Annotated in this window: 28 protein-coding genes; 26 read left to right on the top strand and 2 right to left on the bottom strand. The window is 71.8% G+C overall.

The window, feature by feature from the left end; all coding sequences use genetic code 11:
* Nucleotides 1-198 precede the first annotated feature (198 nt).
* The 16 genes from ACLJOU_RS21340 to ACLJOU_RS21265 all read left to right on the top strand — a co-directional run bounded on the left by ACLJOU_RS21340 (nucleotide 199) and on the right by ACLJOU_RS21265 (nucleotide 12,065).
* Nucleotides 199-567, top strand: a complete 369-nt coding sequence (locus ACLJOU_RS21340) for a histidine triad nucleotide-binding protein (RefSeq protein ID WP_410569416.1) — start codon at nucleotides 199-201, stop codon at nucleotides 565-567.
* Between the two features lie 86 nt (nucleotides 568-653).
* Nucleotides 654-1,721, top strand: coding sequence for a PhoH family protein (locus ACLJOU_RS21335; RefSeq protein WP_410569415.1), 1,068 nt, complete (start codon nucleotides 654-656; stop codon nucleotides 1,719-1,721).
* Nucleotides 1,718-2,287, top strand: a complete 570-nt coding sequence (gene ybeY, locus ACLJOU_RS21330; RefSeq protein ID WP_410569414.1) for an rRNA maturation RNase YbeY — start codon at nucleotides 1,718-1,720, stop codon at nucleotides 2,285-2,287. Before ACLJOU_RS21335 ends, ybeY begins: the two co-directional genes overlap by 4 nt.
* Before the next feature lie 9 nt (nucleotides 2,288-2,296).
* Entirely contained in the window at nucleotides 2,297-3,640 is a 1,344-nt protein-coding gene (locus ACLJOU_RS21325; protein WP_410569413.1) for a hemolysin family protein, read from the top strand.
* Nucleotides 3,633-3,971, top strand: a complete 339-nt coding sequence (locus tag ACLJOU_RS21320; protein WP_410569412.1) for a cytidine deaminase — start codon at nucleotides 3,633-3,635, stop codon at nucleotides 3,969-3,971. Before ACLJOU_RS21325 ends, ACLJOU_RS21320 begins: the two co-directional genes overlap by 8 nt.
* A complete protein-coding gene (gene era, locus ACLJOU_RS21315; RefSeq protein WP_410569411.1) occupies nucleotides 3,968-4,864 on the top strand; it encodes a GTPase Era in 897 nt (298 codons plus the stop codon). The genes ACLJOU_RS21320 and era overlap by 4 nt, the downstream gene beginning before the upstream one ends.
* Before the next feature lie 176 nt (nucleotides 4,865-5,040).
* Complete coding sequence (locus ACLJOU_RS21310; RefSeq protein WP_410569410.1) at nucleotides 5,041-5,409, top strand: CD225/dispanin family protein; 369 nt, start codon at nucleotides 5,041-5,043, stop codon at nucleotides 5,407-5,409.
* A gap of 26 nt (nucleotides 5,410-5,435) precedes the next feature.
* Nucleotides 5,436-5,777 carry a CD225/dispanin family protein gene (locus ACLJOU_RS21305; RefSeq protein WP_410569409.1) on the top strand — a complete coding sequence of 114 codons (342 nt, stop codon included), beginning with the start codon at nucleotides 5,436-5,438 and terminating at the stop codon, nucleotides 5,775-5,777.
* The gene (locus ACLJOU_RS21300) at nucleotides 5,777-6,232 is read left to right on the top strand and encodes a DUF2752 domain-containing protein (protein ID WP_410569408.1); all 456 of its coding nucleotides are present in this window, start codon (nucleotides 5,777-5,779) and stop codon (nucleotides 6,230-6,232) included. The genes ACLJOU_RS21305 and ACLJOU_RS21300 overlap by 1 nt, the downstream gene beginning before the upstream one ends.
* A gap of 180 nt (nucleotides 6,233-6,412) precedes the next feature.
* Nucleotides 6,413-7,459 carry an RDD family protein gene (locus tag ACLJOU_RS21295; RefSeq protein WP_410569407.1) on the top strand — a complete coding sequence of 349 codons (1,047 nt, stop codon included), beginning with the start codon at nucleotides 6,413-6,415 and terminating at the stop codon, nucleotides 7,457-7,459.
* A 67-nt stretch (nucleotides 7,460-7,526) separates the two neighbouring features.
* Nucleotides 7,527-8,006: a CD225/dispanin family protein gene (locus ACLJOU_RS21290; protein ID WP_410569406.1), complete on the top strand. Its 480-nt coding sequence runs from the start codon at nucleotides 7,527-7,529 to the stop codon at nucleotides 8,004-8,006.
* A gap of 49 nt (nucleotides 8,007-8,055) precedes the next feature.
* The gene (gene recO / locus ACLJOU_RS21285) at nucleotides 8,056-8,865 is read left to right on the top strand and encodes a DNA repair protein RecO (protein ID WP_410569405.1); all 810 of its coding nucleotides are present in this window, start codon (nucleotides 8,056-8,058) and stop codon (nucleotides 8,863-8,865) included.
* A gap of 116 nt (nucleotides 8,866-8,981) precedes the next feature.
* The gene (locus ACLJOU_RS21280; protein WP_410569404.1) at nucleotides 8,982-9,797 is read left to right on the top strand and encodes an isoprenyl transferase; all 816 of its coding nucleotides are present in this window, start codon (nucleotides 8,982-8,984) and stop codon (nucleotides 9,795-9,797) included.
* Entirely contained in the window at nucleotides 9,794-10,219 is a 426-nt protein-coding gene (locus ACLJOU_RS21275; RefSeq protein WP_410569403.1) for a YbjN domain-containing protein, read from the top strand. Before ACLJOU_RS21280 ends, ACLJOU_RS21275 begins: the two co-directional genes overlap by 4 nt.
* Before the next feature lie 125 nt (nucleotides 10,220-10,344).
* Complete coding sequence (locus ACLJOU_RS21270; RefSeq protein WP_410569686.1) at nucleotides 10,345-11,349, top strand: permease; 1,005 nt, start codon at nucleotides 10,345-10,347, stop codon at nucleotides 11,347-11,349.
* Nucleotides 11,346-12,065, top strand: a complete 720-nt coding sequence (locus tag ACLJOU_RS21265) for a TIGR03943 family putative permease subunit (RefSeq protein WP_410569402.1) — start codon at nucleotides 11,346-11,348, stop codon at nucleotides 12,063-12,065. The genes ACLJOU_RS21270 and ACLJOU_RS21265 overlap by 4 nt, the downstream gene beginning before the upstream one ends.
* A 157-nt stretch (nucleotides 12,066-12,222) precedes the next feature.
* Here ACLJOU_RS21265 and ACLJOU_RS21260 read toward each other — a convergent pair whose 3' ends face one another.
* The gene (locus tag ACLJOU_RS21260) at nucleotides 12,223-12,636 is read right to left on the bottom strand and encodes a Fur family transcriptional regulator (protein WP_410569401.1); all 414 of its coding nucleotides are present in this window, start codon (nucleotides 12,634-12,636) and stop codon (nucleotides 12,223-12,225) included.
* On the bottom strand, nucleotides 12,636-13,001 hold the full coding sequence (locus ACLJOU_RS21255; RefSeq protein ID WP_410569400.1) for an ArsR/SmtB family transcription factor: 366 nt from the start codon (nucleotides 12,999-13,001) through the stop codon (nucleotides 12,636-12,638). The genes ACLJOU_RS21260 and ACLJOU_RS21255 overlap by 1 nt, the downstream gene beginning before the upstream one ends.
* Before the next feature lie 274 nt (nucleotides 13,002-13,275).
* Here ACLJOU_RS21255 and ACLJOU_RS21250 point away from each other — a divergent pair, with 274 nt between their 5' ends.
* The 10 genes from ACLJOU_RS21250 to ACLJOU_RS21205 all read left to right on the top strand — a co-directional run bounded on the left by ACLJOU_RS21250 (nucleotide 13,276) and on the right by ACLJOU_RS21205 (nucleotide 22,954).
* Nucleotides 13,276-14,364: a hypothetical protein gene (locus ACLJOU_RS21250; RefSeq protein WP_410569399.1), complete on the top strand. Its 1,089-nt coding sequence runs from the start codon at nucleotides 13,276-13,278 to the stop codon at nucleotides 14,362-14,364.
* Nucleotides 14,365-15,006, top strand: a complete 642-nt coding sequence (locus tag ACLJOU_RS21245; RefSeq protein ID WP_410569398.1) for a class F sortase — start codon at nucleotides 14,365-14,367, stop codon at nucleotides 15,004-15,006.
* Between the two features lie 80 nt (nucleotides 15,007-15,086).
* Complete coding sequence (locus ACLJOU_RS21240) at nucleotides 15,087-15,740, top strand: class F sortase (RefSeq protein ID WP_410569397.1); 654 nt, start codon at nucleotides 15,087-15,089, stop codon at nucleotides 15,738-15,740.
* 89 nt (nucleotides 15,741-15,829) lie between these two features.
* Nucleotides 15,830-17,218: a glycine--tRNA ligase gene (locus ACLJOU_RS21235; RefSeq protein WP_410569396.1), complete on the top strand. Its 1,389-nt coding sequence runs from the start codon at nucleotides 15,830-15,832 to the stop codon at nucleotides 17,216-17,218.
* Nucleotides 17,219-17,405: 187 nt separating this feature from the next.
* Nucleotides 17,406-18,338 (top strand): ABC transporter ATP-binding protein, encoded by a 933-nt coding sequence (locus ACLJOU_RS21230; RefSeq protein WP_410569395.1) that lies wholly within the window; start codon nucleotides 17,406-17,408, stop codon nucleotides 18,336-18,338.
* A complete protein-coding gene (locus tag ACLJOU_RS21225) occupies nucleotides 18,335-19,075 on the top strand; it encodes an ABC transporter permease (protein WP_410569394.1) in 741 nt (246 codons plus the stop codon). Before ACLJOU_RS21230 ends, ACLJOU_RS21225 begins: the two co-directional genes overlap by 4 nt.
* 23 nt (nucleotides 19,076-19,098) lie before the next feature.
* A complete protein-coding gene (locus ACLJOU_RS21220) occupies nucleotides 19,099-20,307 on the top strand; it encodes a sensor histidine kinase (protein ID WP_410569393.1) in 1,209 nt (402 codons plus the stop codon).
* Nucleotides 20,304-20,909 carry a response regulator gene (locus ACLJOU_RS21215; protein WP_410569392.1) on the top strand — a complete coding sequence of 202 codons (606 nt, stop codon included), beginning with the start codon at nucleotides 20,304-20,306 and terminating at the stop codon, nucleotides 20,907-20,909. Before ACLJOU_RS21220 ends, ACLJOU_RS21215 begins: the two co-directional genes overlap by 4 nt.
* A 24-nt stretch (nucleotides 20,910-20,933) precedes the next feature.
* The gene (locus ACLJOU_RS21210) at nucleotides 20,934-21,587 is read left to right on the top strand and encodes a YdcF family protein (protein ID WP_410569391.1); all 654 of its coding nucleotides are present in this window, start codon (nucleotides 20,934-20,936) and stop codon (nucleotides 21,585-21,587) included.
* 92 nt (nucleotides 21,588-21,679) lie between these two features.
* Nucleotides 21,680-22,954 carry a deoxyguanosinetriphosphate triphosphohydrolase gene (locus tag ACLJOU_RS21205; protein WP_410569390.1) on the top strand — a complete coding sequence of 425 codons (1,275 nt, stop codon included), beginning with the start codon at nucleotides 21,680-21,682 and terminating at the stop codon, nucleotides 22,952-22,954.
* Nucleotides 22,955-23,027 lie beyond the last annotated feature (73 nt).

Below are 23,027 nucleotides of genomic sequence, written 5' to 3'. Positions count from 1 at the left end.
CCCAGACCCCCAGCCGGGGCAAGCCCCGGACCCCCGCGAGTTGGGTGGCTCCCGGGTTGGGTGGGGCGACTTGGGGGCTCGGGCGGCCTTCGGCCTTCTCACTTCGTTGGGTGTCTTGGGTTGGGTTGGGTGGGCTGGGGGGCTGCCTTTGGTCTTCTTGCTCGTGTGGGTCCCTGGTTCTGTCGATAGGGTGCTCGCATGAGTGGTGCTGAGGATGAGACTCTCTTCGAACGGATCATCGGTGGGGAGGTTCCTGCTGACGTCGTCTATCAGGATGCGAGCACCTTTGCCTTTCGGGATATCCGGCCGCAGGCTCGGGTTCATGTGCTTGTGGTGCCTCGGAAGCGGTACCGGAACGTGGGGGAGCTCGCTGCTGCCGATCCGCAGCTGCTGAGTGAGGTTGTTGCTACCGCTCGTAAGGTCGCCGAGCTCGAGGGCATCCTCGAGAGCGGATATCGGGTCGTCTTCAACACCGACTCCGATGCCGGGCAGACCGTCTTCCACGTGCACGCCCACGTTCTGGGCGGGGAGCCGCTGGGGTTGTTCGGGGCTCCGGAGCAGGACTAGGGAAACCGGCCTGCGTCCTGTCGGGGGGTGCCAGTAGCATCGGTGGGGTCCGTTCTCCCTCACCGAGAAAGCAGGCCTGAGGCCACGTGGCCGGAACCGTACCGGGTGGTGCCGCCCGACCCGACGTCCCCGGGGACGTCGCCAAGACCGAGGATGCCTCCGCCCAGGCTGCGCAGTCCCGGTTCCCCATTCCCGACGCCGCCGCGCTCAGCCTGCTCGGCTCCCGCGACGAGAACCTGCGCGTCGCCGAGGAGCTCCTCGCTGCCGACGTGCACGTTCGCGGCAACGAGGTCACGCTGACCGGCGCGCCCGCCGACGTCGCCTTCGCCGAACGCGTCTTCGCCGAGCTCGTGCAGCTCGCCACCGGCGGCCAGCAGGTCGGGCCCGACACCGTCCGCCGCACCGTCGGCATGCTCTCCACCGGGGACGCCTCGCCGGCCGAGGTCCTCAGCCTCAACATCGTCTCGCGCCGCGGCAAGACCATCCGGCCCAAGACGCTCAACCAGAAGCGGTACGTCGACGCCATCGACAAGCACACCGTCGTCTTCGGCATCGGCCCCGCCGGCACCGGCAAGACCTACCTCGCCATGGCGAAAGCCGTCCAGGCGCTGCAGGCCAAGCAGGTCACCCGCATCGTGCTGACCCGCCCGGCCGTCGAAGCCGGCGAGCGCCTCGGCTACCTGCCCGGCACCCTCAACGAGAAGATCGACCCCTACCTGCGGCCGCTCTACGACGCGCTGCACGACATGGTCGAGCCGGAGTCGATCCCGCGGCTGATGCAGGCCGGGACGATCGAAATCGCGCCGCTGGCCTACATGCGCGGCCGCACGCTGAACGACGCCTTCATCATCCTCGACGAGGCCCAGAACACCACGCCCGAGCAGATGAAGATGTTCCTCACCCGGCTCGGCTTCGGGTCCAAGATCGTCGTCACCGGCGACATCACCCAGGTCGACCTGCCCAGCGGGCAGCGCAGCGGCCTGCGCGTCGTGCGCGACATCCTCACCGGCGTCGATGACCTCCACTTCGCCGAGCTGACCAGCCAGGACGTCGTCCGGCACCGGCTCGTCGCGAGCATCGTCGACGCCTACGAGAAGTGGCAGGCCGTGCAGGACGCCCAGCAGAACGACGGCTGGAAGGGCAACCGGCGGTGAGCATCGAAATCGCCAACGAGTCCGGCGTCGACGTCGACGAGACGTCCATCGTCTCCGCCGCCCGCTACGCCCTCGACAAGATGGAGGTCAGCCCGCTCGCCGAGCTGTCCATCCTGCTGGTCACCCTCGACGTGATGGAAGACCTGCACGAACGCTGGATGGACCTCCCGGGCCCCACCGACGTCATGGCCTTCCCGATGGACGAGCTCGACTCCTCCCGCCGCCCCGACGCGCCCGACGCGTCACCGGCCCTGCTCGGCGACATCGTGCTCTGCCCGGCGTTCGCCAAGGACCAGGCCAAGACCGCGGGGCACTCCCTCATGGACGAGCTGCACCTGCTCACCGTGCACGGGTGCCTCCACCTCCTCGGCTACGACCACGCCGAACCCGCCGAGGAACGCGAGATGTTCGGCCTCCAGAAGCGCATCCTCGGCGAGTACCAGGACGCCGTCGCGGCCCTGGAGAAGCGGGACGCCCAGCGCAACACCGACGACCGCGTCCTCGGCATCGCCGGCCTCGACGCCCCCACGGTCCCCGCCGAGCCACCCGCCGGGGAAACGCCCTAGGCGTCAGCCATGGAACAGCTCTTCTTCGCGATCGCGCTCGTCCTCCTGGCGGGCGTGTTCGCGGCGGCGGACGCCGCGATCAGCACCGTCTCGCAGGCCCGGGCCGAAGGCCTCGCCCGGCTCGGGCTGCCCGGCGCCCGGCAGCTCGCCGCCGTCGTCGCCGAACGACGCCGGCACATCAACCTGCTGCTCCTGCTGCGGCTCGGCTGCGAACTCACCGCCACCGTGCTCGTCACGGTCTTCGTGGGCACCCGGCTGGCGCCGCTCGGCCTTGCCGTGCTGGTCACCGCGGTCGTGATGGTCGTCGTCAGCTACGTCCTGATCGGCGTCGGCCCCCGCACCCTCGGCCGCCAGCACCCCTACCGCATCGGCCGGTACGTCGCCGGGCCCGTCCGGGTCCTCGGCTCGGTCCTCGGGCCGCTGTCGCGGCTGCTCATCCGCATCGGTAACGCCATCACCCCCGGCCAGGGCTTCCGCGAAGGCCCGTTCACCTCCGAGGTCGAGCTGCGCGAGCTCGTCGACCTCGCCCAGGAACGCGGCGTCGTCGAGGACTCCGAACGCGAGATGATCCACTCGGTGTTCGAGCTCGGGGACACCGTCGCCCGCGAGGTGATGGTGCCGCGCACCGAGATCGTCTGGATCGAGCGCACCAAGACCGTCCGGCAGGCGCTCGCCCTCGCGCTGCGCACCGGCTTCACCCGGCTGCCGGTGATCGACGAGTCCGTCGACGACATCGTCGGCGTCGTCAACATCAAGGACCTGATGACCGGCTACCTCGACCCCGACGGGCCGAGCACCGTCGTCGACTCCGTCATGAACCCCGCCTCCTTCGTCCCGGACTCGAAACGGCTCGACGAGCTGCTCAAGGAGATGCAGCGCTCGCACAACCACATGGCGATCGCCGTCGACGAGTACGGCGGCACCGCGGGCCTGCTCACCATCGAAGACGTCCTCGAGGAGATCGTCGGCGAGATCACCGACGAGTCCGACGCCGACGAACGCCCCGACGTCGAAGAGCTCGACGACGGCGCCGTCCGCGTCACGTCCCGGATGAGCGTCGACGACCTGGGCGAACTGTTCGGCATCGACCTCGAAGACCACGACGTGGAGACCGTGGGCGGGCTGCTCGCGGAACGACTGGGTAGGGTCCCGCTGCCGGGGGCCGAAGCCGAGGTCGCCGGTCTTCGGCTGTTCGCCGAAGGGGGCAAGGACCGGCGCGGCCGCATGCGGATCACGTCCGTGGTCGTGCACCCGGCCGACGCCGAAGCGATGACGGACCCCGTCGACCGGACGCGCCGCCGCACGCGCGTGCCCCACACCGACGAACGCGACAGGAGCGTCGAACATGCCTGACCTCGAGGCGGACGACCGGAAGCTGGTCACCCTCGCCCGGTCCTCACGCGCCCGCATCCAGGCCGCCGAGGGCGCCGCGGTCCGCGACACCGACGGCCGCACCTACGCCGCCGCCACGGTCGACCAGCCGTCGTTCAAGCTCACCGCCCTGCAGGCCGCCGTCGCCGCCGCGGTGTCCAGCGGCGCCGAAGGCATCGAAGCCGCCGCCGTCGTCAGCGGCGAAGGGCTGCTCAAGGAAGCGTCCGTGCACGCGGTCCGCGACCTCGCCGCGCGCGCCCCGATCTTCCTCGCCGCCCCGGACGGCGAGGTCCTCAAGGTGCTGGACCGATGAGCGAACACCGGTCCGGCTTCGCCTGCTTCGTCGGACGGCCCAACGCCGGCAAGTCGACGCTGACCAACGCCCTTGTCGGCACCAAGGTCGCGATCACCTCCAGCAAGCCGCAGACCACCCGGCACGCCATCCGCGGGATCGTCCACCGCGAGGACGCCCAGCTCGTCCTCATCGACACCCCCGGCCTGCACCGGCCGCGCACCCTGCTCGGCGAGCGGCTCAACGACATCGTGCACACGACGTGGTCCGAAGTGGACGTCGTCGGCTTCTGCGTCCCGGCGAACGAGAAGATCGGGCCCGGCGACAAGTTCATCGCCGCCGAGCTGCAGAAGATCGCCAAGCGCACGCCGGTGATCGGCATCGTCACCAAGACCGACCTCGTCCAGCCGCAGCAGGTCGCCGAACAGCTGCTCGCCCTGCAGCAGGTGATGGACTTCGCCGAGCTGGTCCCGGTGTCCGCAGTGGACGGCTTCCAGGTCGGCACGCTGGCCGACCTGCTGGTCCGGCGGCTGCCCGAGGGCCCGCAGCTGTACCCGGGCGGCGAGCTCACCGACGAGCCCGAGCAGACCCTGGTCGCGGAGCTGATCCGCGAGGCGGCGCTGGAAGGCGTCCGCGACGAGCTGCCGCACTCGATCGCCGTCACCGTCGAGGAAATGCTGCCCCGCGAAGGCCGCGACGACCTCATCGACGTGCACGCGTTCCTCTTCGTGGAACGGCCCAGCCAGAAGGGGATCATCCTGGGGCACAAGGGCGAACGGCTGCGCGAGGTCGGCGCCGCCGCGCGCCGGAACATCGAGCGGCTGCTCGGCTCGAAGGTCTACCTCGACCTGCACATCAAGGTGGCCAAGGAGTGGCAGCGCGACCCCCGTCAGTTACGCCGGCTCGGTTTCTGACGCATCCGGCGAGCGGCGGCCGAATTCCTGGTCTCGATTCGGTCGCGGCGTGACGAAACGCGGGGCGCGAGATGATCTCGCCCCCTACAGTCGCGCTTCGACCACACCGCGGCCGATCGGGGCGGCGGCGGACCCGGTGGTCGTCTGTGGAGCACGACGAAGGGGAACGACCGACCATGACCGACAGCCAGGGCATGCCCAACTACCCCGGCGACCAGCCGAACCAGCACGGTGGGCAGCCGAACTACCCCGGCGGGCAGCCGGGCGGCTACCAGCCGGGCCCGCCCCCGAGCAACAACCTCGTGTGGGCGATCCTCACCACGATCCTGTGCTGCCTCCCGTTCGGCATCGTGTCGATCGTCCAGGCCGCCAAGGTGAACGGCCTGTGGGCGCAGGGCCAGACCGCGGCCGCGCAGGAGGCCGCCAACGCCGCGAAGAAGTGGGCGATCATCGCCGCGGTCACGGGCATCGTCCTCAACGGCCTGTGGATCATCCTGCTCATCACGGGCGCGTTCACGTTCAGCACGACGACGTCGCCATACTGATGTAGCCGAGCAGCAGGAGGATCCCGGTGACCGACCAGTACCCGCCGCCGTACCCGCCCCCGGGCGGGCCGGGCTACGGCTACGGCTACCCGCCGCCGAACTACGGGCCACCGCCGGACAACAACCTCGTGTGGGCCATCCTGAGCACCGTGTTGTGCTGCCTGCCCTTGGGGATCGTCGCGATCGTCAAGGCGAACCAGGTGCACACGCTGTGGTTCCAGGGCTTCCCCGCCGAGGCGCAGAAGGCGGCCGCCGACGCCCGCAAGTGGGCGATGTGGTCGGCCATCTCGACCGGGATCCTCCTGCTGCTCTACGTGATCTTCTTCGTCGTGCTGGCGGGAGTCGGCCTCTTCTCGGGGGGCCGGTGATGACCACGACGACCGTCTACACGGGAATCCCCGCCCGCGGGGCCCGGGAGAAGCTGCGGGCGCTCGGCGCGCCGCTGGCCGTCGTCGCCGGGGCCGGCGTGTGCTGCGTGGCCGTCTGGGTCGGCGACCCGACCACCCCGGGCGGCTTCCTGCCCGTCTGCCCGACGAAGGCGCTGCTCGGCATCGACTGCCCGGGCTGCGGCGGCATGCGCATGGCCTACAGCGTCATGCACGGGAACATCCCGGCGGCCCTGCACTACAACGCCGTGTCGTTCGTCTTCATGCTCCTGTTCGTGTGGAGCATGGCCGCGTGGACCCTCGGGCGGCTGCGCGGCCGCGCGATGAACAGCTGGCTCCACTGGCGGTGGACGCCGCTGGCGTTTTCCGTCGTGTTCGTCGTCTGGTTCGTCGTTCGCAACCTGCCGTTCGCGCCGTTCACGGGCTTGCACGTCTGATTTCCGGCGGACGGGAACCGGCCGGTCACGCAGCGCGTCCGACCGGCGTCCGGTTCACTCGGACAGCTGAAGCCTGGGCGCCGCGGCCGAAGGTGAACCGAGTACGCTCCCGCGGACCGGACCGACGAGGGCGGATCCGTTTCCGCGTGTCGGGGAAGTGACCAGCGAGGGGAAGACCCGATGACCGATCCCTACGGGCAGCAGTCTTTCGGGCAGCAGCCCGGTGGCCGGCAGCCGTTCGGGCAGCCGCAGCCGGGGCAGGCGCCGTTCGGGCAGCCCGCGCCCTACGGCCAGCCCGCCCCGTACGGCCAGCCTGCGCCGTACGGGCAGCAGGGCAACCCGTTCGGGCCGCCGCGCAACTACGCGAGCTGGGGGCAGCGCGCCCTGGGCTGGCTCGTCGACATGGGACCGATCGTCCTGCTCTACCTGATCCTCATCCCGGTCGCCTTCACCGGGAGCAGCCTCTTCTCGATCCTGTCCCTGCTCGCTTCGCTCGCATGGATCGGCTGGTCCGTCTACAACCGGTGGATCCAGCAGGGCAACACCGGCCAGTCGCTCGGCAAGCGGATCGCGAAGATCAAGCTGGTCCGCGAAGACACCGGGCAGCCGATCGGCGCCGGCATGGCGTTCGTGCGCGATCTCGCCCACTTCGTCGACAGCGTCATCTGCTACGTCGGCTGGCTGTGGCCGCTGTGGGACGACAAGAGCCAGACCCTCGCCGACAAGATCATCGGCACCGTCGTGGTCAACGCCGACGACGCGGCCGCGCCCGGCCAGCCGGGCGCGCAGGCCTTCGCCGGCGGCTTCCCGCCGGCGGGCCAGTTCGGCCAGCCGTCCTCCGGCGGTTTCCCGCAGCAGCCCGCGTCCGGCGGTTTCCCGCAGCAGCCGCAGTCCGGTGGCTTCGAGCAGCAGCCGGCGCCGGGTGGCTTCGGCCAGCCGCAGCCCGGCGGGTTCGGCCAGCCGCCGTCCTCCGGCGGCTTCGCGGCCCAGCCCCCGCAGCCGGGTGGCTTCGGCCAGCAGCCGCTCGCCCCGCCCCCGGGCGGCAGCGCGTTCGACGAGCAGGCGGAGCGCACCCAGATGCTGCGCCCGGGCGGTGGAGGCGGTTTCGACGAGCAGGCCGAGCGCACGCAGATGCTGCGGCCGGAGGCCCAGGACCAGGACCAGCCCGAGGCGACCCAGAAGATCCAGCCGGGCCAGTTCGGCCAGCCGCCGAACGAGCAGCGCTGACCAGTTCCTCCCGCACCACCGCCGGCGTCTCCCGGCGGACGTTCACGAATAGTTGGGGTACCACGTCATGACCAATCCCTACGGCCAGCAGCAGCCCTACGGCCAGCAGCCGCAGCAGCCCGGCTACGGCCCGCCGTCCGGCGGCATGCCCGCGCCCTACGGGCAGCAGCCGGTGCCGTACGGGCAGCCGGCGCCGTACGGGCAGCCCGCGCCGTACGGCCAGCCGCCCTCGGGCGGGTTCGGCGCCCCCGGCTACGGCGGCATGCCCGGCGGCGACCTCAACGCCATCAAGGACTACAAGGGCTGGGCGATCGCCTCGCTCTTCCTCGGCGGCATCATCCTCGGGATCTTCGCGATCATGAAGTCCAACGAGGTCGGCACGTACAAGATGCAGGGCAACTACATGATGGCGGAGCAGGCGTCGCGGACGACCAAGACGCTCTGCCTGATCTCCTCGATCCTGGGTGGCCTCAGCTGCGTCATCCTGCTGTTCGCGGTGATCATCCCGCTGATTGCGTTCAGCGCGTCCTGCGGCCGCTACTGCTGAACCCGGGTCGGTCCACCCCGGCATCACCCCGAAGTGGGACGATGTCGGGGTGGTGAACCTCTACCGCGACACCGGGGTGGTGTTGCGCACGCACAAGCTGGGTGAGGCCGACCGGATCGTCACCCTGCTGACCCGGCGGCACGGCAAGGTCCGCGCCGTGGCGAAGGGCGTGCGGCGGACGTCGTCGCGCTTCGGGGCGCGGCTGGAGCCGTTCGGCCACGTGGACGTGCAGTTCTACACCGGGCGCACGCTGGACGTCATCACCCAGGTCGAGACCGTCGACGCGTTCCAGCTGCCGCTGGTCGCCGACTACCAGAGCTACACCGCGGCCAGCGCGATCGCCGAAACCGCGGACCGGCTCTCGGCCGAAGAGGGCGAGCCGGTGCTCAAGCTGTACCTCCTCGTCGTCGGCGCCCTGCGGGCGCTGGCCGACGGGCAGCGGGATTCGTCACTGGTGCTCGACGCGTTCTTCCTCCGCGCAATGTCGTACGCCGGCTGGGCGCCGGCGCTCACCGAGTGCGCCCGCTGCGGCCTGCCGGGCCCGCACGTCGCGTTCAGCGTCCCGGCCGGCGGCTCGATGTGCCAGGACTGCCGCGTCCCGGGCTCCGTGCACCCCGCGCCCGAGGTCCTGGACCTGCTCACGGCGCTGCTGCACGGCGAGTGGACGCTGGCCGAGTCGACCCTGCCCGGCACCCGCCGCGACGCGAGCGGCCTGGTCGCGGCGCACCTGCAGTGGCACCTGGAGCGTCAGCTGCGGTCCCTGCCCCTGGTCGAGCGACGCGCCCGGGAGGCGGTGACGCCCGGAGCTTCGCCCCGGACCGGGGGCTCCGCCACCCGGACCCCCGAAGGACAGGGGTGACATCCGTGGCTTCGCCCCGGACCGGGGGCTCCGCCACCGGAACCCCCGAAAGTCAGGTGGTGCCCGGCCAGTAGGGTCGGGCCCGAACCGGTTTCACCCAGCCAGGGAGGCTCGCAGTGCTGCGCAGGGGACGCGAGAACAAGGCGTCGCGATACGAGCTGCGGGCCCCGGATCCGCACCCCTCGGGCGCGAAGCCGCCGGAAATCCCGCGCGAGCTGCTGCCCAAGCACGTCGCGCTGGTCATGGACGGCAACGGCCGCTGGGCCAACCAGCGCGGCCTTCCGCGGATCGAGGGCCACAAGCGCGGCGAAGCGGTGATGATCGACGTCGCCAGCGGGGCCGTCGAGCTGGGCGTCAAGTGGCTCTCGGTGTACGCGTTCTCGACCGAGAACTGGAAGCGCAGCCCCGAAGAGGTGCGGTTCCTGATGGGCTTCAACCGCGACACCATCCGCCGCCAGGTCGACTACCTCGGCTCGATCGGCGTGCGCATCCGCTGGGCCGGGCGGCGGCCGAAGCTGTGGGCGTCGGTGATCAAGGAGCTGCAGGCGGCCGAAGAGAAGACCAAGCACAACACAGCGCTGAACATGACCATGTGCGTCAACTACGGCGGCCGCGCCGAGCTGGCAGACGCGATGCAGCGGATCGCCCAGGACGTCGCCGCCGGGAAGCTGAACCCGGACAAGGTCAACGAGAAGACCATCGGGAAGTACCTGTACCAGCCGGAAATGCCGGACGTGGACCTGTTCCTGCGGCCGTCGGGGGAGCAGCGGACGTCGAACTTCCTGCTGTGGCAGTCGGCCTACGCCGAGATGGTCTACCAGGACACGCTCTTCCCGGACTTCGACCGGACCCACCTGTGGCGGGCCTGCCTGGAATTCGCGAAGCGGGATCGCCGGTTCGGCGGCGCCGTCGACCAAGCGGCTTCTTCGTGAGCGCCACGGAAGCGGTCGAGACCGCGGAGCTGCTGACCCGGGCCCGGGAAGCACTGGAGCGCTACCTCGAGGTCCACGTCGACGACGACGGCGCGCTGACGTTCTCCCACGGCGGCGTCCCGTGCGTGATCCAGGCGACCCGGCTCGGCGAGGGCCTCACCGTGCTCACCCTGACCTGCGTGGTCGGCTGGGACCTCGCCGACACCCCGGAGCTGTCGATCGCCGTCGCCGAGCGGGCGGGGCAAGGCCTGTTCGGGACGCTCGGGATCGGACATTCGGACAACGGCGCCGACGTGACGCTGCGGTACGCGTTCCCGGCGGCCGGGCTCGACGCGGCCGCGCTCGGGACGTTGCTGATGCTCGTGGTGTCGACGGCTTCGCAGCTGCGGACCGATCTGCCCGGGATCGTCCCCGGCGACTGACCCGTCCGGGGTGGATTTCCGCCGCGAACGGAGAATTCCGTACCGAAACGGACCGTGATCCTCCGTTCGCGGCCCGTGCCGCTCCCGTCTTGTCGGACGGTCCTGGCATCATCGCCGTCGTGAACATCGTTTCCGACACCGACACCGAGCCCGGCCGGCGCACGCGCCGGTTCCGGATCAGCTCGGTCGAAGTGCTGTGCGCGATCCTGCTGGTCGCGATCCTCGCCCAGAGCCGGCTGCAGCAGCTGTTCGACGTGCCCGCGTTGCGCACCGGCTCGACCGTGTTCGTCGCCGTCTGCGTGCAGGCGCTGCCGTTCCTCGTGCTGGGCGTGCTGATCAGCGGGGCCATCGCCGCGTTTGTGCCCGCGCGCGTGCTGGAGAAGGTGCTGCCGCGGCGAGCCGGGGCGGCCGTCGGCGTCGCCGGGCTGGCCGGGGTGGCGCTGCCGGGGTGCGAGTGCGCCTCGGTGCCGGTGGCGCGGCGGCTGATGGGGCAGGGCGTGGCCCCGGCGGCGGCGCTGACGTTCCTGCTCGCGGCGCCGGCGGTGAACCCGGTGGTGCTGGTGGCCACCGCGGTCGCGTTCCCGGGCAAGCCGGAGATGGTGCTGGCGCGGTTCGCCGGCTCGCTCGCCACGGCGATGGTGATGGGCTGGCTGTGGGCCCGCTGGGGCAAGCTCGAGTGGATCACCTCGCGGGCGCTGCGGCGTCTCCCGGACGTCGCGGGCGGGCAGCGGTGGCGGGTGTTCGCCGAGACCGCGCGCACGGACCTGGCCGAGGCGGGCGGTTTCCTGGTGCTGGGGGCGTTGATCTCGTCGGCGCTGAACGTGCTCGTGCCGGCTCGGTGGTTCGGCGTGCTGGGTGGCCAGCTCGTGCTCGGCGTGGTCGTGATGGCGGTGCTCGCGGTGGTGCTGGCCCTGTGCAGCGAGGCGGACGCGTTCGTCGCGGCGTCGCTGACGGCGTTGCCGCTGCTGCCCAAGCTCGTGTTCCTCGTCGTCGGGCCGGCGATCGACGTGAAGCTGTTCGCGTTGCAGGCGGGCACGTTCGGCCGGTCGTTCGCGGTGCGGTTCGCGCCGGCGACGTTCGTGGTCGCGGTGGCCTGCGCGCTCGGGGCCGGGTTCCTGGTGGTCGCGTGAAACGGGAAACCCAGAACATCCTGCTGATCCTGCTCGGCGGGGCACTGGTGAAGATCGCGGTCAACGGCGACTACCTGAGGTACGTCAAACCGGCGCAGCAGCCGTGGATCATCGCGGGCGGCGGGGTGATGGTGCTGCTGGGCGCGGTCGCGATCGTCCGCGACCTCGTGACGGCGCGGCAAGCCGTTCCCCACGAGCACGACGGCCACACGCACTCGGCCCGCCCGGCGTGGCTGCTGCTGGTGCCGGTGCTGGCGGTGTTCCTCGTGGCGCCACCGGCATTGGGCGCGGATTCGGTGCTCCGCACGGAGGCCCGCGCCCCGGCGAGCGCGGCGGTGGCGAACGCGGTGGCGTTCCCGCCCCTGCCGGCGGGGAACGTGGTTCCGTTGCCGGTGAACGAGTTCGTCAGCCGCGCGGGCTGGGACGCGGCCGGCACGCTGAACGGGCGCACGGTGTCGCTGACCGGGTTCGTGGTGCACACCGGCGGCAGCACGTTGCTGGCCCGCTTGGTGATCAGCTGCTGCGCGGCGGACGCGTTCCCGGTGACGGTCCGCCTCCGCGGCGGCGAAGCCGGCCACTTCGCCAGCGACGCCTGGATCCGGGTGACGGGCCAGGTGGTCCCGGGCACGGCCACGAAGGACAACAGCTACACCCCCGACTTCGCGCCGGTTTCCGTGACGCCGGTGCCGACCCCCAAGGACCCGTACGAGTACTGAGCCTTCCGCACCCCGGCGGGCGACCCGCGTACGCAGGCGGCCGGACGGGCAGCCGACAGTGGGGGAATGCAGGCCGACTTCCGGGGGCGCGGGCCGACCAGTCCGGCGCGGTCCCGTGCACGGGGAAGTCCGCTTTGGACCGCGGGGGGATCCCGCGTCAGTGTTCGGCGCAGGTGCCGGTGATCTCCACCGTGTGCGAGATCTGCGAAAAGCCGTGCTCGGCCGCGATCTTCTCCGCCCAGCGCTCGACCGCCGGGCCCTCGACCTCGACCGTGCGGCCGCACAGGCGGCACACCAGGTGATGGTGGTGGTGCGCCGAACACCGGCGGTAGATGGCCTCGCCGGAATCCGTGCGCAGGACGTCGATCTCGCCGGCCTCCGACAGCGACTGCAGCGTGCGGTACACCGTCGTCAGGCCGATGCCGTCGCCGCGCTTGCGCAGCTCGTCGTGCAGTTCCTGGGCCGACCGGAAGTCGTCGATCGTGCTCAGCAGCTCGACGACCGCGGCTCGCTGCCGGGTGGACCGGCGCCCGGGGACCGGGGCCTGGCTGCGGGACGCGGCGGTGCTCATCACTTTCCTTCCTGCACGTGGGCGACGGCGTCGACCACGATGTGCGCCAGGTGGTCGTCGGCGAGCCGGTAGACGACCTCGCGGCCGCGGCGCTCGCCCTGCACCACCCCGGCCGTCTTCAGCACCCGCAGGTGCTGGCTGATCAGCGGCTGCGCGACGTCGAGGGCGTCGACCAGCTCGTGCACGCACCGGTCGGCCGCCCGCAGCTGGAGCACGATCGCGATCCGGACCGGCGCCGCGAGCGCGCGCAGCAGGTCGCCCGCGTCGGTCAGCACCGACTGAGCGGGGCGGACGGCCGCCGCGTCGGCCGCCGGGGTGCAGTCCGCGAGCCCCGGCTCGGCGCCACTGCCGGTCACCGTCGCCATTCCCGCCTCCACGCTGCTCGTCGCACCGCCTGCGACCATGAATTCCGTAGTCATTGCCGATAACGGTCCCGCCCATCCTAGTGTTCCCTCGTCCGAGACCCCGCCGCGGCGCCGAGCTGCGGGGTACGGCCGGTTGTATTACCCCGAACGGGTGAGTTCGTGGGATATTGGCCCGGCGACTTCGCATGTCGTGGCGGACGGTGCAAGGTTGTCGCGGAGCGTTTTCGCCGTGGCCGGACGCCGGCGACCCGCCCGAGCAGAGCAGTGGGGAGACATGACGCGTTTCGTGACGAAGGCAGCCGTTCTGGCCGCCGCGGTGTTTCCGCTGGTCGGCGTGGGTGTCGCCGGGGCGCAGACCCAGGCGGTCGACGAGCAGACCGGCCCGGTCTCGTTCGCGAACATCGCCTCGGTGCGCATCGGGGCCGACGGCCAGCGCGGCGGCGCCCTGATCACCGAAACGCAACGATCGCCGCTGCTGCCCGGCCAGTCCAAGCTGAGCGCGGACCGCGTCTCGGTCCCCAAGGACGACGGCGAGCGCGCCACCTTCGGCGGCCACTACCGGATCGACCTCGGTCGTTACAGTGCGTCACAAAATCCGTACCCGCCCGGCGTGCCGAGCCGCGACCACGACGTCTTCGCCGCGCTGCAGGCCACGACCGTGCCCACCGCCGCCGCGGAGACGAACTACGCGCTGCTGGACAGCTGGCAGGGCGGCACCAAGCCGTCCGACAACACCGTGCTCGTGCTGGAGGGCGCCAAGACGTCGGTCGAGTGCGCCGGCCCGGCGAAGCTCGCCTCGGCCACCACGGTCGCGCGGCTGTGGGTGCGCCAGGCCGGCGGCGGGCTCGGCATCGTCCCGGTGCCCGGCGGCACCGCCGGCCTGCAGCTGAAGAACCTGCGGCTCGGGCCGCCCGGCGACATCGCGAACGCCGACCGGGCGACCACGGTCTCCGACGTCGCGCTGACCCGCGTCACCGCCTTCGACCAGCTGATCCGCCAGGACGGCTGGCGCGCGGGCGACTTCACCGCCGTCGCCGGCTGGCGGGTCGAGATCACCACGCACGTCAAGGACGCGCAGGGTGCCGCGCTGCCGGACGTGAAGACGAACATCGTGCTCGGCGGGGTCAGCTGCTCGATCCCGAAGGGGTTCGCCGCGAAGGCCGCCGCCCCCGCGGGCGGCCCGACGGCGACGCAGGCCGCCGTGCCGACCCAGGTCCCGGCCGGTTACCTCGGCGCGGCCGCGCCGGCCACCGGCAGGGACGGCTCACGCGTCCCGCTCGGCATCGGGCTGCTCTTCGGCGGGGTGTTCTTCGCCGCCGTCGCCCTGCTGCTGGGCCGCCGGCGCCGGACCGGGTCGGACTAGGTGCTGCGCACCGCACTGGCCGCGGTCTCCGCGGCGCTGGCCGTGGCCGCCTTCGCGGCCGGGATCATCGTGCTGACCTGGCTGCCGCCGGCCACCACCACTTCGCTCGCCGCCCCGCCGCCCGGCACGCTGCCGGGCGAGAACGCGGCCCCGGCCGTGCTCCCCGCGGACAGCGAGTCCGCCGCCCAGCAGCGGCCGGGCACGGTCCGGCTGCCCGGCGGCGCCACCGCGCGGCTGGTCCGCACGGAGCTCACCGGCACCGGCGTGCTGCCGATCCCGCGCGGGCTCGGCGACGCCGCCTGGTGGGGCGCCAAGCTGGGCGCGGCCCAGGGGGCGGCGCTGCTGTCCGGGCACGTGAACTGGGAAGGCCGACGCGGGCCGTTCGACGAGCTGTGGCGGATGCGGGCCGGCGACGAGGTCAGCGTCGTCGACGCCCGCGGCGGCCGGTGGGTCTACCGCGTCGACGAGGTCGTGACGCTGCCGAAGGAGGCGCTGCCGTCCCAGGCCGCCCGGTGGTTCGGGCAGGACGGCCCGCACCGGCTGGTGCTGGTGACCTGCGGCGGCGACTACGTCGGCGGCACCGCGGGCTACGACGAGAACCGCCTGGTCACGGCCTCGCTGGTCACGCGCCCCACCGGCTGATCGAGTTCGCTGCAACCTCATGCGCCGCCACCGGCATGTCTGTCCGTGCACTGGTCACGACAGCGAAGGAGCGCAAGCCCATGCAGGAGCGGAACCCGGCGGAGCCGAAGAAGGGCTCCGGCCGCTGGTGGATCGTCGGCGTCGCCGGGGCGTTCGTGGTCGCGGCACTGGTCGCGACCCTGCTCGTCTTCACCGGAAAGGGTGAACCAGCGGTCGCGAACGGCGCCGGGACGCCGGTGCCGGCCGCGAACCAGCCGGCTCCGCAGAACCCGGCCCAGGACACCGGCAAGGCGCCGGCGCAGCTGTCCCTGCCCGGCGGCGGCACCGCGAAGCTGGTCCAGGAGGACCTGGACGCCGCGGGCGCGCTGAAGATCCCGGAGGGCCTCGACGAGGCCGCCTGGTGGGGCGCGAAGCTGGGCGCCGACCACGGTGTCGCGCTGCTGTCCGGGCACGTGAACTGGAAGGGCAAGAAGGGGCCGTTCAACGAGCTCTGGCAGGTCAAGGCGGGGCAGGAGGTCAAGCTGACCGACGCCGCGGGCGGGGCGTGGGTGTACCGGATCGACGGGACGGAGACCGTGCACAAGACCGACCTCGCCGGCCGCTCCGAGCAGCTGTTCGACCCGGACGGCCCGCACAAGCTGCTGCTCGTCACCTGCGGCGGCGAGTACGTCGGCGGCAGCGAGGGGTACGAGGACAACCGCGTCGTGACGGCGTCGCTGGTGTCGCGGCCGTAGGCTCACCTGCGCGAAAAGCGGTGGGCCCCGGCGGATACCCTTGACGTTCTAGTCCGATGACCGTCCCCGCAAGCTTTCCGGAGCGTGGAGTGCCCACGAACACCATTGAAACCGTAGTCAGCCTGTGCAAACGCCGGGGTTTCGTCTTCGCCAGCGGCGAGATCTACGGCGGTACCCGCTCGGCGTGGGACTACGGACCGCTCGGGGTCGAGCTCAAGGACAACATCAAGCGCCAGTGGTGGAAGACCGTGGTCCAGGGCCGTGACGACGTCGTCGGCCTCGACTCCTCGGTGATCCTGCCGCGTGAGGTCTGGGTCGCGTCCGGGCACGTCAACGTGTTCACCGACCCGCTGATCGAGTGCCTGTCGTGCCACAAGCGGTTCCGCGCCGACCAGCTCGCCGAGGAGTTCGCGGCGCGCACCGGCAAGGAGACCAGCGAGGACGACCTGTCCGAGGTGCCGTGCCCGAACTGCGGCACGCGCGGCAAGTACACCGCGCCGCGGGACTTCAACATGATGCTGAAGACCTACCTCGGCCCGGTGGAGTCCGAAGAGGGCCTGCACTACCTCCGCCCGGAGACCGCGCAGGGCATCTTCGTCAACTTCTCCAACGTCCAGACGACCTCGCGCAAGAAGCCGCCGTTCGGCATCGGCCAGATCGGCAAGTCCTTCCGCAACGAGATCACGCCGGGCAACTTCATCTTCCGGACGCGCGAGTTCGAGCAGATGGAGATGGAGTTCTTCGTCGAGCCGGGCGAAGACGAGCGCTGGCACCAGTACTGGATCGACGAGCGCACGAAGTGGTACACCGACCTCGGCATCAAGGCCGAGAACCTGCGCCACTACGAGCACCCGAAGGAAAAGCTTTCGCACTACGCGAAGCGCACCGTCGACATCGAGTACCGGTTCGCGTTCAACGCCGGCCAGGAGTGGGGCGAGCTCGAGGGCATCGCCAACCGCACCGACTTCGACCTGACCACGCACTCGAACCACTCGGGCCAGGACCTGTCGTTCTTCGACCAGGCGTCGGGCCAGCGGTACCGGCCGTTCGTCATCGAGCCGGCGGCGGGTGTCGGCCGGTCGATGATGGCCTTCATGGTCGACGCCTACCACGAGGAAGAAGTGCCGAACGCCAAGGGCGGCACCGACACCCGCGTGGTGCTCAAGCTCGACCCGCGCCTGTCGCCGTTCAAGGTCGCGGTGCTGCCCCTCTCGCGCAACGCCGACCTGACGCCGAAGGCGAAGGAGGTCGCCGCGACGCTCCGGAAGTACTGGAACGTCGACTTCGACGACGCCCAGGCGATCGGCCGCCGCTACCGCCGTCAGGACGAGATCGGCACGCCGTACTGCGTCACGGTCGACTTCGACTCGCTCGAGGACCAGGCCGTGACCGTCCGCGAGCGCGACACGATGTCGCAGGAGCGGATCGCGATCGACAAGCTGGAGTCCTACCTGGCGGCCCGCCTCATCGGCTGCTGACCCCCGGCTTCAAGCGCCCCAAGGCGGCCTTCGGTGCGTCACACGCACCGAAGGCCGCCTTGGGTGCGTGTGACGCACCCAAGGCCACATTGGGGCGCTTGGGGCTCGGGTACCCCTGACACCTGTCACGGCCAGGTCGTGACGCACGGTCTGGGGACCCGGGGCGCCCGGGCGGCAGCCTGAGGGCATGCGAGAAACAGAGACCCAGGCGGTGGCGGCGGGGGCCGCGATCCACCTCACCGGCCTGCGCAAGCACTACGGCGAAGTCCACGCGGTCGACGGCGTCGACCTGACGATCGCCCCGGGCGAGGTCGTCGCCCTGCTCGGCCCGAACGGGGCGGGCAAGTCCACCACCGTCGACATGATCCTCGGGCTGACCAGCCCCGGCGCCGGCGACGTGCGCGTGTTCGGGCGCACGCCGATCGACGCCGTCCGCGCCGGGTTGATCGGCGCGATGCTGCAGGGCGGCGCCCTGATGGACGACCTGACCGTCGGGGAAACCGTCGGCATGGTCGCGGCCCTGCACCGGCGGCCGATGCCGGTGGCCGACGCCCTGCGCGCCGCCGGGATCGAGGAACTGGCCGGCCGCCGCGCCAACAAGCTCTCCGGTGGGCAGAAGCAGCGCGTGCGGTTCGCCGTCGCCCTCGTCAGCGACCCCGACCTGCTGATCCTCGACGAGCCGACCGCGGCGATGGACGTCGGCACCCGGCGCGAGTTCTGGCAGTCGATGTACTCCTTCACCGAATCCGGGCGCACGGTCCTGTTCGCCACGCACTACCTCGAAGAGGCCGAGGAGTTCGCCGACCGGGTGGTGCTGATGCGCCGCGGCCGGATCGTCGCCGACGGGTCCGTCGCCGAGGTCCGCGCCCTGGCCGGGGGCCGCACCCTGCGCGCGGCCGTCCCGGGGGCCACCGACGCGGTCATCGCCGCGCTGCCCGGTGTCAAGGAGTTCGAGCTGCGCGGTGACCGCGTCGCCATCTCCACCGCCGACTCCGACGCCACGCTGTGGGCGCTCAAGGCCGCGGTCCCGGTCGTGCACGACGTCGAAATCAGCGCCGTCGGCCTCGAAGGCGCCTTCCTCTCCCTGACCGCCGACGAGACCCCGGAGTCCGTGCGATGAACGCCACCTACCTGCTCACCGAGATCCGCCGGAACTTCCGGGCGCCGCGGTTCCTCGTCTTCGTCGTCGCCTTCCCCGTCATGATGTTCCTGTTGCAGGCCAACGTCTTCACGAAGGCGAGCGATCCCGACCACGTGCACATCGCGGCCGTCATCATGATCAACATGATGACGTTCGGGACGTTCGCCGCGGCCAACACCAGCGGCGGGCGCCTCGCGCTGGAACGGGCCCTCGGCTGGCAGCGGCAGCTGCGGCTGACCCCGCTGACCGGGTTCGGCTACCTCGGCGGCAAGGCGCTGTCCGGGATGCTCGTCGGGCTGCCCGCGCTGATCCTGGTGCCCCTGCTGGCCGTGACCGTCGAGGGCGTGACCCTGGACGCCGCCGGGTGGGTCCGGGTGCTGGCCGGCGTCTGGCTCGGCACCCTCCCGCTGGTGCTGCTCGGCCTGCTGATCGGGCAGTTCGGCACGCCGGACTCGATGCAGCCGATCAGCATGATCGTCACCCTCGGCATGGGCTTCCTCGGTGGCCTGTGGATCCCCCTCGAAGGCATGCCGGCGTGGATGCACGACGTCGCCCAGATCATGCCGACGTACTGGGTGCTGCAGGTGGCACGGCCCGCGGTGACCAGCGAAATGGTGGTGTCGCTGCCCAAGGCCGTCGGCGTGCTCGGGGCCTGGACGGTCGTGCTCGGGGCGCTGGTGATCAGGCGTTACCGTAAGGACAGCGCCCGCGTCTGAGGGCCGGAGAAGGGCGAAGAACGATGGCGAAGGCCGAGGGCGCGGAGCACCGGTTCGGGCTGAACACGCGGGAAGCCTGGTGGGCGGACCCGCCCCCCGGCCCGCAGGGTGGCGGGCCGGACAAGCTGCGGTGGCCGATCTTCGCGATCGGCTTCACTCTGCCTTACCTGCTCCCGGTGACGAAGACGCTGCTGAAGGCGGAGTCGGTGACCCCGCTGGTGATCGTGATGTGGTTGCTCGTCTACGGCTACGCGCTCTCGTACGCGTTCTTCCCGCTCGCGTTCGAGCGGCGCCGGCCCGCCCGGTTCGCCTACGGCGCCGGGATGCTCGCCCTCGGTCTCGCCGTCGTCGGTGTGGTCGGCGCCAACCCGTTCGTCATGCTGTACGGCACCGCCGCCGTGGTCTTCCTGATCCCGCCGGCGTGGGTGGTGATCCTCGACAGCGCGGCGCTGGTCCTGGGCGCCGTGGTCCTGCTGCTGACCGGCCGGTTCCTGGACAACTACGGCGACCTGATCACCGTCGCGTCGGTGACACTGGCGATGTTCTTCATGTCCAGCCTGGTCCGGGCGGTCCGCCGGCTGGAGGCGGCCAACCAGGAGATCGCCACGCTGGCCGTGGCGAACGAGCGGGAACGGCTGGCTCGCGACCTGCACGACCTGCTCGGGCACAGCCTCACCACGATCACGGTCAAGGCGGGGCTGGCCCGGCGGGTGCTGGAAAGCGCCGGCGACATCCCCCGCGCGGTCGAGGAGATCCGGGAGGTCGAGAGCCTGACCCGCAGCGCGCTCTCCGACGTCCGCGCGACCGTCTCGGCGAACCGCGAGGTGTCGCTGTCGGTGGAACTCGTCGGCGCCCGGGCGGCGCTGCGGGCCGCGGAGATCGACGCCGACCTGCCGCACGCCGTCGACAACGTCCGGCCGGAGTTCCAGAACACCTTCGGGTACGTGCTGCGGGAGGCCGTCACGAACGTGCTGCGGCACTCCGGCGCCAAGCGGGTGCGCGTGCGGCTGGGCGGCAACTGGCTGGAGATCGAGGACGACGGCACCGCCACCGACGTCGTCGCGGGCAACGGCCTGCGCGGGCTCGCCGAGCGGCTGACCGCGGCGGGGGGCACGTTGCGGACGTCCGTGCGGCCCGGGGGAGGATTGCTGGTGCGGGCGGAGATCCCGCGACCGGAACCGAGCCCGGCCACCCCGGCCGTGCGCGCCGAACCCGCGGGAGGACTCGCTTGATCCGGGTGCTGCTGGCCGACGACCAGGCCATGGTCCGCGGGGCGCTGGCCACCGTGCTGGGCCTCGAAACCGACATCGAAGTGGTCGGGCAGGTCGGCTCCGGCGACGAAGTCGTGGCCGCCGCGCGGGAGACCCAGCCCGACGTCGCCCTGCTGGACGTCCAGATGCCGGGCAAGGACGGCCTGGCAGCCGCGGCCGACCTGCGGGCCGCGCTCCCGTCGTGCCGGGTGATCATCTGCACGACGTTCGGCCGGCCCGGCTACCTCGCCCGCGCGATGGCGGCGGGCGCGGCCGGGTTCGTCGTCAAGGACGCGCCGCCGGAGCAGCTCGTCGAGGCCGTCCGGCGGGTCCACAGTGGACTTCGCGTGGTGGATCCGGCGCTGGCCGCGGAATCGCTCGCCACCGGCGCCAGCCCGCTCACCGGGCGGGAGCGGGATGTCCTGCGGGCGGCCAAGGACGGCAGCACGGTGGCCGACGTGGCCCGCGCCCTGCACCTTTCGGAGGGCACCGTCCGCAACCACCTGTCGGCCGCGATCGGCAAGACCGGGGCGCGGACGCGGGCCGAAGCGGTGCGGGTCGCGGAGGAGCGTGGCTGGCTCTGAGCGGCTTCTGAAAGAATGGGCCGGGTGGGTACCGCTGAACGCAGCAAACCGTCGCTCGCGAGCTGGGCGCGCCGGATCGCCTTCGGCACGGTCCTCGTGCTGCTGGCGCTGGTCGGCGGCACGGCGTTCCGGGTCTGGCAGGTCGCCCGCGAAAACGACCGGACGCCCGCCGACGTCATCGTGGTGCTGGGTGCGGCCCAGTACAACGGCAAGCCGTCGGACATCTACGCCGCCCGGCTGGTGAAGGCCAAGCAGCTGTACGACGCCGGTGTCGCGAAGACGATCGTCACCGCGGGCGGCAAGAAGGCCGAGGACAACTTCACCGAGGCCCGGGCCGGCCAGCTCTGGCTGACCCGGCGTGGGGTGCCGGCGTCGGCGACGCTCGCCGTCGGCGAAGGCAGCGACACGCTGCGGAGCCTGCGCGCGGTCGCCCTGCAGGTCGAGGCCCGCGGGTGGCGGACGGCGGTGCTGGTCAGCGACCCGTGGCACTCCTTCCGCGCCCGGACCATGGCCGCCGACCTGGGACTGGAGTCGTGGACGGCGCCGACGCACAGCGGCCCGATCGTCCAGGAGCGCGTCACCCAGGTGCGGTACATCGTCCGCGAGACGGGCGCGCTGCTGTACTACCGGCTGACGAAGACGCCCGCGGACGACCTCTTCGCGACGTTCTTGGGCTGAATCATGTCGGTGACTTCTGGGCTTCGCCCCAGGTCGGGGGCTTCGCCACCAGAACCCCGAAGAATGTCGGTGGGCGCGTTTACGCTGGTCGGGTGAACTACACCGAGCACGACACCGCCCGCCTGCTGCCGGAGCCGGCCAAGGGCGCCGCGCTGCCCGGCGCGCGGGCGGACGGGCGCAGCGCCTTCTCCCGCGACCGGGCCCGCGTGCTGCACTCCGCGGCGCTGCGGCGGCTGGCCGGCAAGACCCAGGTGGTCGGGCCGGGGGAGGGCGCCGAGGTCACCGGCGTCCCGCGCACGCGGCTGACGCACTCCCTGGAAGTCGCGCAGATCGGCCGGGGCATCGCCGACGAGCTGGGCGCCGACCCGGACCTGGTGGACACCGCGGGGCTGGCGCACGACATCGGGCACCCGCCGTTCGGGCACAACGGCGAGCGCGCGCTCGACGAGGTGGCGAGCGTGTGCGGCGGGTTCGAGGGCAACGCGCAGACGTTGCGCATCCTCACCCGGCTGGAGCCCAAGCTGCTGTCCCCGGAAGGTGACCCGGTGGGGCTCAACCTGACCCGCGCGTGCCTGGACGCGACCACGAAGTACCCGTGGCCGCGCCGGCCCGGGCAGGCGAAGTACGGCGTGTACGGCGACGACGTCCCGGTGTTCGAGTGGTTCCGGGCGGGGGCGCCGCCGGAGCAGCGGTGCCTGGAAGCGCAGATCATGGACTGGGCCGACGACGTCGCGTACTCGGTGCACGACGTCGAGGACGGGGTGCTGGCCGGCCGGATCAGGCTGCGCGTGCTGGCCCACCCGGACGAGCGTGCGGCCGTCGCCGAGGCCGCCGCCAAGCACTTTTCCGCGCAGTCGGTGTCCACTTTGGAGGATGCGGCGGCGGAACTGCTGGCGCTGCCGGTGGTGTCGGCCCTCGTGTCCGCCGAGCCGGACGGGTCGCCGGGCGCCCAGGTCGCGTTGAAGAGGCTGACGAGCGAGCTGGTCGGCCGCTTCAGCACGGCGGCGGTCACCGGGACGCGCGAGCAGTTCGGCGAGGGGCCGCTGAACCGCTACCGGGCGGACCTGTGCGTCCCGGAGCAGGTGGCGGCCGAGGTGGCGCTGCTGAAGGCGCTGGCCCTGCGGTACGTGATGAGCGACCGCCGCCGGCTGGTGATGCAGGAGGGCCAGCGCGAGCTGCTGATCGAGCTGGTCCACGCCCTCGCCCAGCGAGCACCGGAGTCCCTCGACCCGCTGTTCGTCCCGGCCTGGAACGAGGCCGCGGACGACGCGGCCCTGCTCCGCGTGGTGGTCGACCAGGTGGCCTCCCTCACCGACGCCCAGGCCCACGCCTGGCACTCCTGGCACGTGACCCGCCACCACCGCTGACGCCCGTGATGCCCCTCGGAGCACGGGAAATGCCTGTTGACGTACGGCCGGTTGCCGCGAAAGTTTCGCCGGT

This window comes from Amycolatopsis sp. cmx-4-61, from assembly GCF_046548775.1.
Taxonomy (GTDB): domain Bacteria; phylum Actinomycetota; class Actinomycetes; order Mycobacteriales; family Pseudonocardiaceae; genus Amycolatopsis.
Note: the sequence above shows the minus strand (reverse complement) of the source record. Positions and strands in the feature narration are given on the sequence as shown.